Here is a 15,871-nt window from a genome sequence, read left to right on the forward strand (position 1 = left end):
TATGAAATTTTAGAATACCTAATCAAGCAGCATAGCTTTTCGGTATCTCGCGAGCAGCTCGTATACCATTGCAAGAGCCTAAAAGATAAGGACTCAAAGAGCTTAGACGTCATCATCGGACGCCTACGCACCAAAATCGGCGACAGTTCCAAAGCGCCTAAGCATATCTTTTCGGTTCGCGGTATCGGCTACAAGCTCATCGGATGAAACACTCCTTAATCACGAAGATCACCGTATTTTTCGTAATCGCGCTTATTCTGGTATGCACGCTTTTTATCACTTTCGGGCGCATCCAGATGAGCAAAGCCCTGGGGGCGATGCAGGCAAACCAGATAAACGCGGTAAATTATCTACTCGAGCTTTACAAACGCAACACCCCGCCTAGCGACATCGAGCAGTATTTTTCAAATTTCGGACTCGAGCTCGTAAAAGACAAAAACGTTATCCAAAATATAGGCACCAGCGGGAAGAAATTTTTCGTCCAAGACACCTCGATCGGGGAGTTTAGCTCGGTCGAGTATAACAACTCGCTCTTTTTAAATATCAAAAACAACTCCTTCATCGTAGTTTTTGAAAGTATCGGCACGAAAAATTTAAACGATCCGCTCTGGGTCGGGTTTTTCCTCACCGTCGCGGTTTTGGTTTCGCTTTATCTGTCGATCATGAAGAGCTTCACGCCGCTAAAAAAACTAAGCAAAAATATCAAAAAATTCGCCCAGGGCAACTTGGACGTAAATTTAGCCGCCACGCACAGCGAAGACGAGATTGGGCAGGTCGCACAGGAATTTAACAATGCGATTGCTAAAATTCAAGAGCTAATCCGCTCGCGCCAGCTATTTTTACGCACCATCATGCATGAGCTTAAAACCCCGATCGGCAAGGGCAGGCTAATCACCGAAATGCTTGAGGACGAAACACAAAAAGAGCGGCTCGTCAATGTCTTCGAGCGGCTTGAAATTTTAATCAACGAGTTTGCAAAAATCGAGCAACTGCTCTCAAAAAGCTACTCGCTCAACTATCAGGATTATCATTTTAGCCTCATTTTAGAGCAGGTCAAAGATATGTCGATGCTCGATAATTGGGATGAGCTTATCAGCACGGATATCGAGTGCGATGCGGTGATAAACGTGGATTTCGGGCTATTTGCACTGGCGATTAAAAATTTAATCGATAACGCCCTAAAATACTCCAGCGATAAAAAAGTTCGCATCATCTGCGACGAAAATAAAGTAAGTGTCGCCAACCGCGGCGCGGCGCTTGCAAAATCATTCGAGCACTACAAGCAGGCCTTTATCAGAAATAAAGACGAGAAAGCCACCGGCATGGGGCTTGGGCTTTACATCATCGATAAAATTTGCGAGCTGCATAAATTCCGCTTCGAGTACAATTACAGCGACGGCACACACTACTTCTCGATCGTCTTTTCGCCAAAGGGCGCCATATGAGCGGCGGAGATAGGTTCGAAGAGCTCGTTGCAAGCTTTGAAAAGCTTCCCGGCGTGGGCAAAAAGTCCGCCCTGCGCTTTGCGTACTACGTAAGCGTGCAAAATTCCTTCCTAGGGCTAAATTTAGCGCACAATATCGAAGAGGCGGTGCGCGGACTGCACAGATGCCGCATCTGCGGTGCGGTATGCGAGGGCGAGATCTGCGAATATTGCGCTGACGATGAGCGCGAAAGCGATAAAATTTGCATCGTCGAAAACCCAAAAGATATCTTTATTTTAGAGAGCAATAAAATTTACAACGGTCGCTACTTCGTGCTAGACGCCGCTGACGAAGATAAAATCGCGGCGCTGCGCGAGATGGTGAGCCGAAACGGCGCGCGCGAGCTGATATTTGCGCTGACGCCGGGCATCAACTCCGACGGCATCATGCTTTATGTCGAGGACAAACTCGCGGATCTGGGTTTGAAATTTACCAAGCTCGCTCAGGGCGTGCCTACGGGCGTGAGCTTAGACAACGTCGATATGCTCTCGCTAATAAAGGCGATCAACGGGCGCACCGATATTTAAAATTTCGACGAAATTTTAAATTTATGCGGGTAAATTTGAAGCACAAGGCGACAAATAGGATTTGCCGCGGAGCCCAAGCGGCGAAATTTCAGGCGTTAAATTTAAATAGTGGACGCGCGATGAACGCAATGAAATTTACCGAAATTTACGCGGCTTCGGTGCGCGATACGATGCGGTAGGCACAGCGGCGCCTCGCTCGCCACAAGGCTTTAACGGCAAGTTTGAGCCGTAAAATTTAAGCGCCCCGTTTCGAAGCGAAGTTTCGGACGCGGAATTTCGAGCGTTCAAATTTTAAAAGGCGAAATTCTAAACGGCGAATTTCGAGCGTTCAAATTTTAAAAGCACTTTCGAAAGTAGCGATACGGGGTTGCGCGACGCTGCGAGCTCGTAAAAATTTAAAGGCGAATTTCAAGGCGCGTAAAACGGTTTAAATTTTTAAATTTCGCCGGCGCGGGATTTAAAAATTTAAACGTAATTATCTATTATAATATTTAAGGACAAAGGTGAAAAAGGTTCATTTTATCGGCATCGGCGGCATAGGCATCTCCGCATTAGCAAGATTTTTACACGAGAAAAATTTTATCATCTCAGGCTCTGATATCAAAGAGAGCGAGACGACCTACAAGCTAAGAGCGGACGGTATGGAGATCATCACTCCGCACGACGCTTCGGCGATCAAAGATCAGGAGATCGTCATCTACTCCGCTGCGATCAAAGAGGACAACGTCGAGCTGCAAGCCGCGCGCAAAAAAGGGATCGTCTGCCTCTCGCGTAAGGAAGCCCTGCCCTTCGTGCTAAAAGACAAGCGCGTCTTCGCAGTCGCCGGCGCGCACGGCAAAAGCACCACGAGCGCGATAACCTCGGCGCTGATAAACGGCTCGGTCATCATCGGCGCGATCTCCAAGCAGTTCGGCTCGAATATGAAGTATGAAAATAGCGAAAATATCATCTTTGAAGCCGATGAGAGTGATTCTAGCTTTTTAAATTCCAACCCCTACGTCGCGGTCGTGACCAACGCCGAGCCCGAGCATATGGATCATTACGACAACGATTTGGATAAATTTCACGCGGCGTATCGCGGCTTTTTGGAGCGCGCCAAGATCCGCGTGATAAACGCCGAGGATGAGTTTTTAAGCTCCATCAAGCTCGGCTGTATCAAGCTCTTTCCTTCGCGCGATATAACGGATCTAAAGGTGCTACTGCGCGATCATCAGCCGTTTATGAGCTTTAATCTTAAAGAGCTCGGTCGCTTCGAGGTTTACGGGCTCGGAAGACACATCGCGATCGATGCATCGCTAGCGATTTTAGCCGCGGCGTGCGAGACGGGACTAGAGCAGATCCGCAAAAATTTGCTAAATTACAAAGGGATCAAAAAGCGCTTCGACATCCTGTGCGCTACTCCTAGCTTCGTGCTCATCGACGACTACGGCCACCACCCTACCGAGATCAGAGCGACGCTGCAAAGCGCGCGCGAATACGCTAGCCTGCTAGGGCTTAGCAAGATCACGGCGATCTTTCAGCCGCACCGCTTCAGCAGGCTTAAGGCGAATTTAAACGCTTTCAAAGAGTGCTTTGCGGGCGTGGAGGAGTTAGTCGTACTGCCCGTTTACGCCGCTGGCGAACCTAGCAACGGCATCGATCTGAAAGAGGAGTTTAAGGGGCTCGGAGCGCTATTTACCGAGAGGGTCTTTAGAAACGGCGAGCGGATAGAATTTAGCGATATTTTCGGCGTCCGCCACATCATAAACGACGGGCTCGTGATCGGATTTGGCGCAGGCGACATCACCTATCAGCTGCGCGGAGAATTTTAAGCTTGAAAGCTCTCGCCAAATTTATTAGACAAACTCCGCTACGAGCGGGCAAGGATAAAATTTGAGATTTTTGGTGTTTATTTTCGCATTTTTATTTATCGCGGCGATCTTTTTCGTGCGAGACGAAATTTTAAGCAAAAGGGCTAAAATCATCGCCACGGCGTTGATCATGCTGCTGTGCGCGGGGGCGTATTTTTACGAAAGCGTGAGCGAGCGCTCCGCCAAGCTCGAGAAGGAGATGGTGTTTAAATTTAACGCAGGCGCCAGATTAAGATGCGGCGGCGCGGTAAATTCCGCTGCCGAAGCTCGCAGCGCGGATGCGAAAAATTTGGGCGCGAAAGCCGGCGAGGCAAATTTAAACGCACAGAGCAAGGCCACTTCTGCCGCGCAAGCAAATGATATGCAAAGCTCCGCGGTGCAAACGAACGAGCAGGCTTCTGCTGCGCAAACCTATTCCCCGCAAACTAGCGACGCTGTTTCGAGCGGGCAAAATTCCGCGCAAAGCCCTACTTTGCAAAATTCTGCGGGCCAGAACGATACGCAGAACCGCGCGCTGCAAAATTCTACGCAAAGCTCCGCGCAACGAGACGACACGCAAAACTCTAATCCGCAAAACTCTAATCCGCAAAGCTCCGCGCAGAATTCTAAAACTACGCAAAATTCCGCGCCGCAGAGCTTAAATTTGCAAGGCCCCGCGCAGATCGTGACGCGAGAGAGCTTCACCTACTCCTTTTCGCTGGGCGCTTTCATCGCCAAAAAGAGCGCGGGCGCGGAGTTTAAGGGCAAAACTTATAAAATCAAAGAGTGCGTTTATGATCAGTGACGAACTCTTTACGCGCCTCGATCTAGGCGAGTATCTAGCCAAATTTAAAAGCTTTTTGGCGCGCGAGAAGCCGCTGTTTTTAAGTGGCGATAGCAAGCTGAATTTTGAAAAAATTTCAGAGCTTACGAAATTTGATCTCGCGCAGTGCGAGAGCGTCGTGAACTTAGACGACGCTCTGATGCGCATCTCAAAGCACGGCGTGCTTCATATCAGCGAAATTTACGAATTTAGCAAGATCGTCCGATATTTTTTGTATCTCAAAAAGCAGCCTTTTGAGGGCAAACTCGCCGCTTGGCTTGCGAAGATAGAAATTCCTGCGCCCATCGTGCAATTAAAGGACTATTTCGATGATCAGGGCGGCTTTCGCGACGCGATAGACGAGCGCTTCGGCGCGCTGAACGAGGCGTTTAAAATAAAAAAGGGCGAGATCGAGCAGACGCTAAAAAGGCTGATCTATTCCAAAGCCCTTTCGCCCTATCTCGCCGACACGCAGATCCACTACATAAGCGACACCGAGGCTCTGCTGGTGCGCGGCGGCTTCAACCACGTGCTAAAAGGTAGCGTCGTAGCGCGATCAAGTGGAGGCTATTTTTACGTGCTGCCCGACGCGATCGCAGCTCTGAAGTCCGCTCAAAGCGCGATTTTGGATAAAAAGGAGCAGATCGTTTTCGAGCACTGCAAGCAGATCAGCGCGGTTTTTAATAAGAATTTAGCTTTTTTAAAATTTATAAACGCCGCTTTCGATGCGATCGACGCGCTGATTGCGCGCGCCGCGATGGCAAGAGCGAGCGATTATGAGTTCGTCCTACCTGAGCCCTCGCGCGACATCGTCCTAGACAGCTTCGCCCACCCCGCGCTTAAAAATCCAAAGCGCGTGAGCGTGGAATTTAGCGGCAAAATTCTGCTCATCACCGGCGTGAATGCGGGCGGAAAATCGATGCTTTTAAAAAGCATTCTAAGCGCGGCGCTGTTAGCCAAATACCTCCTTCCGATGCCTATTCGCGCAAGCCTCAGCCGCATCGGCACCTTTAAAGAGTTCGAGCTCATAATGGAGGATCCGCAAAACTCCAAAAACGACATCTCGACCTTTGCGGGCAGGATGGTTGCCTTTAGCAAGCTGTTCGGGCGCAAAGAAATTCTAATCGGCGTCGATGAGATCGAGCTGGGTACCGATTTTGAGGAGGCTGCGAGCCTATACGGCGCGATGATCGAGCAGCTGATAAGCGGCGACGTGAAGATGATCATCACCACGCATCACAAGCGCCTGGCGATGCTGTTAGCAAAGGATCCGCGCGTGGAGCTGCTGGCGGCGCTTTACGATGAGAAAAACAGCGCGCCGAAGTATGAGTTTTTAAAGGGCACGATCGGCAAATCCTACGCCTTTGAAACCGCACTGCGCTACGGCATAGCGCAAAATTTGATCGCCGCAGCGCGCAAAAACTACGGCGAAAACAAAGAAAACCTAAACGAAGCGATCTCAAAAGCGATAAATTTAGAACTTGAGCTAAAACAAAAGCTGGCGCAGACGCAACAAAAAGAGGCCAAACTCGACGCGCTAAGCGAGGCGCTAAAAGATCAGCGCGAGCGCGCGCAAAGCGAGCTGAAGGCGGAACTTTCAAGGCTGCAAAACGAATACTACCGCGCCATTTCGGAGGCCAAACGCAGCGTGAGCCTAAGCGACGTGCGCGAAAAGCAGCGCGCCATAAACCGCGCAAACGAGCTCGTACGGACCGTGCAGCAGCCCGAACTCAGCACGCCCGAGCCGCAAAGCCTCAAGGTGGGCGATCGCGTCAAATACGGTAAGATCAAGGGCGAAATTTTATCGCTCAGCAAAACCCAGGCGCTGATGCTAAGCGACGGCATCAGGCTACGCGTGCCGCTTGGCGAGCTAAAGCACAGCGGTGCGGCGCCCGCGCCCGCAAAAAATATCAGCATCAAGGTGCAAAAGCCCGCCTCCGCGTCGCTCGTGCTCGATCTGCACGGCTTGCGCGCCGAGGAAGCGATCAGCAGGCTTGATAAATTCATCAGCCAGAGCCTCGTGATGGGCTTTGATGAGATCATCGTAAAGCACGGCATCGGCACGGGCAAACTCGCGTTCGCGGTAAAGGAGTTTTTGAAATCGCACCCGAGCGTCAAGGGCTTTCGCGACGGCACGCCCGCAGAAGGAGGCTTCGGCTCAAAGGTCGTCTCGCTTTAGACTTAGGCTCGAAGGCCTTTTCGCTTCAGACGCGAGCACGAACGATGCGGAATTCGCTCATTTCATCCATGCCTTCGCCGAGGTTTTGCAAAAGCACGGGTGCTTTTAACATAGAATTTCGCGTGGGATTTGTAGTATGGCTTTTCGCTGAAATTTCATGCGGCGTGAGCCGCAATAGAAAATACAGCGCGGACGCAGTCCGCACCGCTTAAAGCGTCGTAGGGGGATGGGTGAGGTTTGTGGGCGAGCAGAGCAATGCAGTGCTGCGGGGCAGCGCCGTCTCTGCGAGAAGTGTGACCTCGCAATTCAAGCCTCCTTCCCGCCCCAAGAAAATAGAAATCACGGCGTGAATTTCGCGAGCTGTGAATTTAGGAATGAAATTTTATTTTGTAAATTTTTACAAAATTTTATGATATAGCCTAGCGCTTGGATACATTATGTGCGATATTCGTAAGGGGGCGGCGCTCAGAGTTGCGAGGCGCGCCCGCCCCCTTACCAACCCCCACCCGCGCGACGCTAGCGGTGCGGACTGCGTCCGCGCTAAATTTGAATTGCGACTGCGTCGCATAAATTCCACCAATGATAAAATTCTTTCGTGCTTAAAATTTTAAAATTCCAAGCGCAAAAGAATTTTGAAATTCCAAATACGATAAAATTTAAATGGCGGCGGAATTTTAGAATTCCTATTAGTAGCAAAATTTCAGAATTCTGATCGGCAACAGAATTTCAAAATTCCGTAAATTTGAGCGAAATTCTGAAATTTCGTAAATTTAAAACGATTAAATAAGGAGGTCTCATTGAACCCGATTACCGAAAAGCGCAGCGTTTCAGGCTACTACTATGCCGAGGATCGCGAGTATGTATATTTCGTAACGGACGCGCCACGCGAGCAAAACTACCGCTTTATTTTCGACGCAGGCGCGATCTATTTGCAGGAGGGTACCGCCGAGGTGCGGCTTAGCAGCGAGGCGGAGTTTTTCGCGGTCGTTAAAAAGATCCTCGCGCAGTACCGCGATAAAATTTTAGAGCACTCCGCAGAGCTTGAGAATTACGAAAAAATCTACACGCGTCGCGGTGATTTTTCAAAATTTATGAAAAGGCACTCTGTCCTAAAATACGAAATCCGCAAATTTCAAAACAAAATTTCGCATTTTTACGAGGCGCTTCTCATCTGCGCAAACGAGCAGCCGGCGCTGAAAAAGCAGCTGAAAAACTACGCCTACGAAGCGGGCGTTTTTAAAGGCGTGATGAGCGAATATGCCGTCAGGATCGAGGATATCTATCAATTCATCCAGGGGCTCAAAAACGACAAAATTAGCCGCAACATCTACATTCTCACGATCATCTCGTCGCTGCTGATGCCGCTAAATTTCATCACGAGCTTTTTCGGGATGAACACGACGGGGCTGTTTTTAAGCGGCTCGGCGCACGGCACGCTCATCGTGACGCTTGCGATGTGCGTGATTTTCGCGGCGATGGTCGGCTTTCTTATGCTCTACGCCAAAAAACGAAACTAAAGCGGAGGAGTTAAATTTTGAACAAAAACGAGCTTAAAAATATCCTAGGCGGATACCTCGGCAGGGAGATTGCGGGCGATTTTAGAGTGCTGAAAGAGCACGAGATCGCGCTCTGCAACGACGCGGCGAAATTTCCTTTTGAGGGCGATAGCAAGCTGTTGCGCGAGTTTTGTATCTTTGCAGATAGCGGCACCGGCGATCTTTGGCTACTAAGCTCTGGCGGCGAGATCGCGTTTTACGACCATGATTTGGAGTTTTTGTCCGAAGCAAATTTGGAAAAATTTGATCTAAATCTTGCGGGCTGGCTAAAGATCGCCGAGCTTTTTTGCAAATTTGAAGCCATTAGCGACCCGAGCGCCGCGCAAAAGGCGGAATTTAAGCAAAGCGTAGCTAAAATCTGCCCGCAAATTTTAGAAATTTGGGAAATTTAGGCGCTATTTGCGGCGCTAAATTTAATCGCAAAAGCGCAAAATAGGAGCAATGATGAAATTTATCGCATATTACGACTTGCCGCTTGGTAAAATCACGCTCGCGGGTGATGAGGCGGGGCTTTGCGGGCTGTGGTTCGAGGGCGAGAAATACTACGCGCACGCTCTTGCGGCAAGCGGCGCAGACGGCAAATTCTACACGCGCGATATTGCGGCAAAAACAGATGCCGCTGCGAGAGAGGGTTGCTACGAGAAAGGTCATGCGCTAGAGGCGAAAAGCGGGGCGACGATGATCTGCTCGCAAAAGAGCAGCACGCCCGCGAGCAAAACACAGTGCGATATTGCGGCGTTGAAAAAGAATGATACTGCGGCAAAAGCGGCGAGCGGCACGGACGTAAAATTCTGCGCACACACACTTATAGAGAGCGAAAAATTCTTCACGCGTGATTTTGCGGCTCAAGGTGCGAGCAAAAAATCTCACGCATCCAATCTTTCGGCGTAAGGCGCGGGCGAAAAATTCTGCGAAAATGAGCAAGGCGCGTGCCCCAAGGAGAAAAATCTGGCCGTTTTCGATCAAACTAAGCGCTGGATTGATCTGTATTTTAGCGGACGCGAGCCCGGTTTTACGCCCGCTCTAAATCCCGTGGGCTCGGCGTTTAGGCGCGCCGTGTGGGAGATTTTGCTTAAAATCCCATACGGCAAAACCACGACCTACGGACAGATCGCACGCGAAATCGCCGCGGCACGCGGGCTAGCGAAGATGTCCGCGCAAGCCGTGGGCGGCGCCGTAGGGCACAACGAAATCTCGATCATCATCCCCTGCCACCGCGTCATAGGCGCGCACGGCAACCTCACGGGCTATGCAGGCGGCATCGATAGAAAAATAAAGCTGCTGAAGCTCGAAGGCGTCGATATGCAGGGGCTTTTCACGCCCGCCAAAGGCACCGCCCTATGAGGTGGCGCGGCAAAATTTGAAAGATCGCAAAAGATTTTAATACTCGCGCGCAAAAGTGTGATAAAATTTGAATACTTAAATTTAGACGCTGCACAGCGCATCGCTTGCAAATCGAAGGCGAGCGGCGATTTTAAACGATTACACCGCGCGCAGGACGGCGATCATTAAATTTAAAGCCGAAGCGGGCACGCTTTGAAATTTTAAATTTTTCCGCCGCGTAAAAATTAAAATTTTATGCCGAGATGCCGACCTTAGCGGCGTAAAATTTACAGCGACTCCAAAAACGTCTTAGCCGCCAGTTTGCCCAGGTTATTGGCCGCGAGCGGACTGTCGCCGGAGAGTAGGTTGCGGTCTTTGTGCACGGCTCCATCGATGCTTTTGTTTAGGATTTTCATCCCCAGTTTTGCTAGCCGCGAGCCCATATACCAGCGCAGATGCCCCGGCATATAGCCAATACCCGGCGAGGTGCGATCTATGACGTTGGGCAGCAGCACGAGCTCGTATCCCTCGAATAAAAACTTATCCTCGTTCAGCGCCGCAGCGAGCAGCCCCGCAGGGCCATGGCAGATCGTGATGATGTATTTTTCGCGTTCGTGGAACCATTTTAGCGCGGCCTTTACGTCGCGGCTCTCATCAAGCCTGATCAGCGCGCCATGGCCGCCCGGGATATAGAGCGCAAATACTTATCGAGCCCCGCAGCGACGACGTCTGAGAGCTTTTTTGGCTCTTTAAATTTCGCCGCGTAGCTCTCGAAAAAGCTCTTCAACCGCTCGTCCTTCGCCGGCATCGCCCAAAACTCGAATTTCATGGGATTGCCCGAGAGCGTCGCGATCTCAAAGTCCCAGCCCGCCTGTGTCAGGTGATACATCGGCACGAGCGTCTCGATAGGGTGGTTACCCGTGGAGAAAAACGTCCCGTTGTCCATGAGCAAATAGCGCTCGTCGGCCGCGATGATGAGGATTTTCTTATCGCCGTCGTATTTTTTCTCGTAATTAAAATCCGCCAGATCGCTCACGGGCGCCGTGAACTGCGACAGCGAAAACGGCGACGGGAAAACGCGCCGTGCTCGGCGATATCGGGAGTCGGGAGTTTTGATAGTTCATTCATTTTGTCCTTTTTTATTGATTTGAGTCCGGATTATATGCGGTTTTAGTTAATATTCAGCAATGCTTTACGCCTTAAATTTGGCTTTATTTTGTCTTTTGCTTTCAGACTTAGGGTAAATTTATCCGCATCCTAAGGATAAATTTGGCTTGCGAGTTTAAATATCGGATCGGTGAGCGCGTTAAATTTGCTAGGCATTTTTATATGCTTTTAAAAAACGGCGTCGCATTTTTCGCGAAGGAGCTTAAATTTGACTAAAATTAGCGGCCAAATTTGCCTTTTTGGGTCAAAATTTACGATAGCTAAAATCTATAAGCGGCGCCGAAACGGGCGCAACAAAGCCTGCAGTGAAAAAACTAATAGGCGGCGTCGCGCCTGCTTCGTAAAACTGCGGTGGGCTGATTACCAAGGAGCCCGCTTGAATTAGCGTTTTAAACCGCCGCGCAAAAAAGATAAAATTTATCTTTTCGCGCATGATGATTTGCGCCGCATCTACAAACAAATGAAGCTCGCAGGCTCTTAGCGATCGGTAGCGCTGCCGCTACGCCGCTTAAACCTGCGCGGATCTAAAAATTTTATAAATTAAAATTCCATGTCGCGAACAATTCAAAATTTCGCGCTTCAAACGATCCGCAAATTCCGTGCTTCAGTCTGCGGCGATTAGGTCTTAGCACTCCCAGCGGTGCTTGTTCATACGGGCGCGCTCGCCTCTAAATTCCACGCCTTCGGCCTCTAGCAGTTCGCGCTGAGTCGCAAAGCTCGCCGCCAAGGCTCCTGCGTGGTTTACGACGCGGTGGCACGGGTAGCTGCCGTAAAGCTCTGCTTGCGAGAGCACGCGCCCCACGAGCCGCGAGCAAGCGGGTAGCCCGATCAAGCGTGCGATCTGTCCGTAGCTAGCGACCCTGCCCGCGGGGATCTCCTCCACAAGGGTAAAATTTCATAGATCAAATTTTGTGTCAAAACCATGGCGTAATTATACTTTTTCGCATTTAAATTTAGACCTAAATGTAGCCGCTTTGCAGCGCCAAATTCGATATAATTTCTAAAATTTAGCGCTTTAAAAGGAGCGAGCTGTGGACGAGAAATTTCAATCAGACACGAAAGAGCTGGACGAGAAATTTGCCGCTATCCCTGAAAATTTAAAGAAGCGATACGATATGCATAGATTTATCAGACGCGTGATTATAGGGTATTATTCGTCGGCGGCTACAACCATCTATTTCTCGCTAATGCTACTGTTTTTTCTTGATTTGCTTTTTTCGAATATCGGTATAGAATCGTCGTCTAAAATTTTTAAAGATATTCGTGATGTCGCGATAATAGTTTTGCCTATATGTGAGACGATCGTTTTTTTGAAATACACTAAGACTAAGCGATACAGCAACCTTTTTATCAAGGATCAAGGAGATAGTTTGTTGGTCTTTACGATAGAAAATTTTGCCAGTATAGTTTTGCTTTTATATCCGACCTTGATTTTTACCGGGATATTGGAAGGTGCCGCAGCTCATATATTTTTGTACGCCTTAATCGTAGCGCCGATTTGCGGAATAGTTTTTGGGGTATGCTATTTTTTCAATACGGGCTCATATACCCCGAAAGCCGAAGCGTAAATTTCATTAAATTTAGCCGCGCTTTTAAATTTTACGACGCGGCGCCTCGCCGAATTTCAAAATTTAGTAGTTTTAAAATTTTACTTTGCCGAGGCCTTTTGGCGAGCAAAATTTAAACCGAATATTCAGTCTCTCTTTATATGTAAAGGAATATAATTTCAAAACAGATATCAACTTTGATTTAAAGGAGAAAAGATGCAAAATCAAAGACGAGACCTACTAAAGGTAGCCGCTTTGGCGGCGGGCGCTGCGATGCTCGGTACGAGCGAACTAGCTGCGAGCGAAAAGGCGTTTAAGCTCTCTAAGCGCGATCATAGCAAGCAAAGAGCGCTGCTGCTCTCAAGCTCGGGCTATAAGGACACGAAGTATCTATCGCACGCGGTGGCGTGGATCGGTAAATTTGCACAGGAGAACAACCTCGCGGGCAAAAAGATCGTTTTCATCCCTTACGCGAGCCTACGCAGGAGCTACGATGAATATGAAAAGCGCGTCAAAGAGGCGCTTGCGAGCCTAAATTTAAATATCGTCGGCGTCCATCACGCTAAAAACGCCGCGAAGGAAGTTGCGAGCGCGGATTGCATATTCGTAGGTGGCGGCAACACCTTCAAGCTCGTGCACGATATGTACGAAAACGAGCTCATCGCCCTAATCAGCAAAATGGTCGAGGACGGCACGCCGTATATCGGCTGGAGCGCGGGCTCGAACGTCGCGGGCGCTACGATGATGACGACGAACGATATGCCGATCATCGAGCCTGAGTCGTTTAATACCTTCAATATTTTCCCGTACCAGATCAATCCGCACTTCATCTCGGGCAAGCCTGCGGGGCACAACGGCGAGAGCAGAGAGGAGAGGCTGGAGGAATTTTTGATCGCTAATCAAAAATCGACCGTTTATGCGATGCCGGAGGGTACGGCGTTTTGGCTTGAAGGCGAGAAGGCGACCGTGCTCGGGCCTGCTGCGGTGCTTAAGCTGAACTATAAGCAAAAGGTTAAGTTGATCGAGCCGGGTAGCTCATTTAAGTATTGATTACGCCCGCTTAAATTTAACCAAGAGGTGCCAGACGGCACCGCTCGTTTAAATACGCGAATCGGTTAAATTTTAATTGCGGCGCTCGGCTAAATTCGGGCGCCGCTTTTAAATTTACGCGGCAAAGCGAGCTTTGCTTATGCGGACGCGCGATCAAAAGATAAGCATCGATTAAAAGCGGCGCGCGACCCCTGAAGCCATAAAGAGTAAATTTAAAACGCAGATAAAATGCCCCGCGTCCGCCTTCTTATGCCGCTCGGCGATTTTATTCCATATATCGCAGACATTCTTGCCGGCTGCGGCGGGACGGTATATTTGCAAAAAAGAGGCGGCGGCACTTATGGCGCCGCCAAAACCGGTTCGAGTAACTGCCGAAACTTAACCGATCTAAGGCAAAGCTTAAAATTTTTATCTCGCCGGAATCGCCGCAAGAGCCTGAATTGCCCGCAAAGATATTTTACGACGATATGTATCGAAGCATCTCGAAGGCATGGGCGGGCGGGAGACGCAAGAAGCTATAGATATGATCGCGCTACGGCCCCTCGCAAAAAATCAGGGCGCGGCTACTTGGGAAAATTTTCTCCGGAAATAAACTCAAAAACGACGAAGCGATCGGTCGCGGGCTTAGCTGCGGCGCTTCTTTTTACAAAGATTATTTTTACGCGAAGCGCTGCATGGACGGTAAAATTTTAAAATTTGATCCAAACGACGACAAACTGCCGAATATTACGACGCCGTAAACGGGCGGCATCGCCGAATTTAAAGATCAAAGGGCGCCGCGACGAGCAAACGAGCACTTCCGCCTGTATCGCCACTCGCTTGCGCCGAGCGGCGATGAGCTTGTAGCCGAGATTTTAAAAACCGAAAAATACCAAAAGGCGGTTCGGCGCATAAACGTACCCAGTAGCGCCGATACGTAAGGTTTAAATTTAAGATAAGGGAGCGAATTATGCGGGCAGCAAACGGCACGGATTATGCGGAGTTTCAAAACGAAATTTTATCTTTTTACCGCGAACATGGGCGGGCGCTGCCGTGGCGACAAACGAGCGATCCGTATGCGATCCTCGTATCGGAGTTTATGCTGCAGCAGACCCAGACGCAGCGAGTGATCCCCAAATATGCGCGCTGGCTGGAGGAATTCCCCACCGTGCGCGCGCTCGCCGACGCGCCTTTTACACAGGTGCTGCGGTGCTGGGTGGGTCTGGGCTACAACCGCCGTGCGCGCTATTTGCACGAGTGCGCCAAAAAGATCGTGCGCGAATTTGACGGCGCCGTGCCCTCTAATCCTGCCGCACTGCGGACGCTTCCCGGCATCGGAGCTTACACCGCCGCAGCCGTCGCCGCGTTTGCCTACGATAAGCCCACGATTTTTATCGAGACGAATATCCGCGCCGTTTTCATCCACTTCTTTTTCTCGTACCGCGAGGAAGTGAGCGATAAAGAAATCGCGCCGCTCGTGCGCGCGAGCCTTTATGAGGAGGATCCGCGAACGTGGTATTATGCGCTGATGGACTACGGCGCAGCGCTCAAAAAGCGGCGGGACAATCCGAACAGGCAAAGCAAACACTACGTCAAGCAGTCTCAATTTAAAGGATCTCTGCGTCAGGCGCGAGGAGCGATCATCCGTGCGCTTATCGCGCAGTCGTCGCAAACGCACGACGAGCTCGCCGCAAATTCTTGTGCGGATACGGCCGCGCAAACGGCGCTTTTTAATCGGGCGCTTGAGGCTTTACTGCGCGAAGGCTTCGTAGCAAAATTTGAGCACCTTTATACTTTAGCCCCCAATTTTAAGGACGACGCCCCAAGCGCGAAATAACTAATCGCTTACCGTATGTTGCCGATCATTGCCGAATACGGCGAAGCGGTTATATTCGGCAAAAGAAGCGACGACGCTTTTATGCCGCAAAATCGATGCGGGCAACCGCAGAAATTTAATCTAGAAAAACGGAAGAAATTTACAATTTTTTATCTTGTCCGAATCGCCGTAAAAGTGCGGATCGCTCGCGTGGAGATTTTACGACAAGGCGCCGCATCAAAACACCATCAAGAACGCCGAGGATGAGAGGGCAGAAAACCGCGCTGCGGTAATGTCGGCAGTCGATGCGCGAGGCGGCTAAATTTAGCAGCCGAATTTAAGCGGATTTGAGCTTTTGCTTTTCGCGTGCATTAAAATTTGAAAGCTTGATTTAACCCTTGGGATAGTAAAATTTCGCAACGACTTTTATTTGGAGAAAAATGCCATATTAAATACGAAATTCCGCGCGAGCGATGAAATTCTCCGTTTCAAACGCTTTGGGCGCAAAGGAATAAATAAATGAACTTATCAAGTAGAATAAAAGCGCTAAAGGCGCGGCTTAAACTGCAAAGGCCGGAAATTATAACAAAT

The 15,871-nt window shown here is 49.7% G+C and carries 16 protein-coding genes and 1 pseudogene; 13 read left to right on the forward strand and 4 right to left on the reverse strand.

Annotated features, from left to right (window positions below):
- The 10 genes from Q0135_RS00995 to Q0135_RS01040 form a co-directional block, all read left to right on the forward strand.
- On the forward strand, nucleotides 1–207 hold a 207-nt coding region (locus Q0135_RS00995; protein WP_297987543.1), incomplete at its 5' end, for a helix-turn-helix domain-containing protein.
- Nucleotides 204–1,445, forward strand: coding sequence for an ArsS family sensor histidine kinase (locus Q0135_RS01000; protein WP_297987544.1), 1,242 nt, complete (start codon nucleotides 204–206; stop codon nucleotides 1,443–1,445). The genes Q0135_RS00995 and Q0135_RS01000, both read left to right, overlap by 4 nt.
- Nucleotides 1,442–2,011, forward strand: a complete 570-nt coding sequence (recR, locus tag Q0135_RS01005) for a recombination mediator RecR (RefSeq protein WP_297987545.1) — start codon at nucleotides 1,442–1,444, stop codon at nucleotides 2,009–2,011. Before Q0135_RS01000 ends, recR begins: the two co-directional genes overlap by 4 nt.
- 503 nt (nucleotides 2,012–2,514) lie before the next feature.
- On the forward strand, nucleotides 2,515–3,822 hold the full coding sequence (murC, locus tag Q0135_RS01010) for a UDP-N-acetylmuramate--L-alanine ligase (RefSeq protein ID WP_297987546.1): 1,308 nt from the start codon (nucleotides 2,515–2,517) through the stop codon (nucleotides 3,820–3,822).
- Nucleotides 3,823–3,883: 61 nt separating this feature from the next.
- Nucleotides 3,884–4,645 carry a hypothetical protein gene (locus tag Q0135_RS01015; RefSeq protein ID WP_297987547.1) on the forward strand — a complete coding sequence of 254 codons (762 nt, stop codon included), beginning with the start codon at nucleotides 3,884–3,886 and terminating at the stop codon, nucleotides 4,643–4,645.
- Nucleotides 4,635–6,842 carry an endonuclease MutS2 gene (locus tag Q0135_RS01020; protein ID WP_297987548.1) on the forward strand — a complete coding sequence of 736 codons (2,208 nt, stop codon included), beginning with the start codon at nucleotides 4,635–4,637 and terminating at the stop codon, nucleotides 6,840–6,842. Before Q0135_RS01015 ends, Q0135_RS01020 begins: the two co-directional genes overlap by 11 nt.
- Nucleotides 6,843–7,639: 797 nt before the next feature.
- A complete protein-coding gene (locus tag Q0135_RS01025) occupies nucleotides 7,640–8,359 on the forward strand; it encodes a CorA family divalent cation transporter (protein ID WP_297987549.1) in 720 nt (239 codons plus the stop codon).
- 17 nt (nucleotides 8,360–8,376) lie between these two features.
- On the forward strand, nucleotides 8,377–8,790 hold the full coding sequence (locus tag Q0135_RS01030) for a hypothetical protein (protein WP_297987550.1): 414 nt from the start codon (nucleotides 8,377–8,379) through the stop codon (nucleotides 8,788–8,790).
- A 52-nt stretch (nucleotides 8,791–8,842) separates the two neighbouring features.
- Nucleotides 8,843–9,289: a hypothetical protein gene (locus Q0135_RS01035; protein ID WP_297987551.1), complete on the forward strand. Its 447-nt coding sequence runs from the start codon at nucleotides 8,843–8,845 to the stop codon at nucleotides 9,287–9,289.
- Nucleotides 9,290–9,454: 165 nt separating this feature from the next.
- Nucleotides 9,455–9,742, forward strand: coding sequence for a methylated-DNA--[protein]-cysteine S-methyltransferase (locus Q0135_RS01040; RefSeq protein WP_297987552.1), 288 nt, complete (start codon nucleotides 9,455–9,457; stop codon nucleotides 9,740–9,742).
- A 266-nt stretch (nucleotides 9,743–10,008) separates the two neighbouring features.
- Here the strand turns inward: Q0135_RS01040 and Q0135_RS01045 are convergent, their stop codons facing one another.
- The 4 genes and pseudogenes from Q0135_RS01045 to Q0135_RS01055 form a co-directional block, all read right to left on the reverse strand.
- The gene (locus tag Q0135_RS01045; RefSeq protein WP_297987553.1) at nucleotides 10,009–10,236 is read right to left on the reverse strand and encodes a hypothetical protein; all 228 of its coding nucleotides are present in this window, start codon (nucleotides 10,234–10,236) and stop codon (nucleotides 10,009–10,011) included.
- A 96-nt stretch (nucleotides 10,237–10,332) separates the two neighbouring features.
- Nucleotides 10,333–10,410 (reverse strand): annotated as a pseudogene (locus Q0135_RS11385) (hypothetical protein); the annotation flags it as partial.
- Nucleotides 10,386–10,757, reverse strand: coding sequence for a hypothetical protein (locus Q0135_RS01050; protein WP_297987554.1), 372 nt, complete (start codon nucleotides 10,755–10,757; stop codon nucleotides 10,386–10,388). The pseudogene Q0135_RS11385 and the gene Q0135_RS01050, both read right to left, overlap by 25 nt.
- A 756-nt stretch (nucleotides 10,758–11,513) precedes the next feature.
- The gene (locus Q0135_RS01055) at nucleotides 11,514–11,771 is read right to left on the reverse strand and encodes an MGMT family protein (RefSeq protein WP_297987555.1); all 258 of its coding nucleotides are present in this window, start codon (nucleotides 11,769–11,771) and stop codon (nucleotides 11,514–11,516) included.
- Between the two features lie 148 nt (nucleotides 11,772–11,919).
- On the opposite strand from Q0135_RS01055, the gene Q0135_RS01060 reads away from it, so the two are divergent.
- The 3 genes from Q0135_RS01060 to Q0135_RS01070 all read left to right on the forward strand — a co-directional run bounded on the left by Q0135_RS01060 (nucleotide 11,920) and on the right by Q0135_RS01070 (nucleotide 15,301).
- Entirely contained in the window at nucleotides 11,920–12,456 is a 537-nt protein-coding gene (locus Q0135_RS01060) for a hypothetical protein (protein WP_297987558.1), read from the forward strand.
- 195 nt (nucleotides 12,457–12,651) lie between these two features.
- Nucleotides 12,652–13,485 (forward strand): dipeptidase PepE, encoded by an 834-nt coding sequence (gene pepE, locus Q0135_RS01065; RefSeq protein ID WP_297987560.1) that lies wholly within the window; start codon nucleotides 12,652–12,654, stop codon nucleotides 13,483–13,485.
- A 949-nt stretch (nucleotides 13,486–14,434) separates the two neighbouring features.
- Nucleotides 14,435–15,301 (forward strand): hypothetical protein, encoded by an 867-nt coding sequence (locus Q0135_RS01070; protein ID WP_297941636.1) that lies wholly within the window; start codon nucleotides 14,435–14,437, stop codon nucleotides 15,299–15,301.
- Nucleotides 15,302–15,871 lie beyond the last annotated feature (570 nt).

Origin of the sequence: uncultured Campylobacter sp., from assembly GCF_937981295.1 — a bacterium.
GTDB lineage: Bacteria > Campylobacterota > Campylobacteria > Campylobacterales > Campylobacteraceae > Campylobacter_B.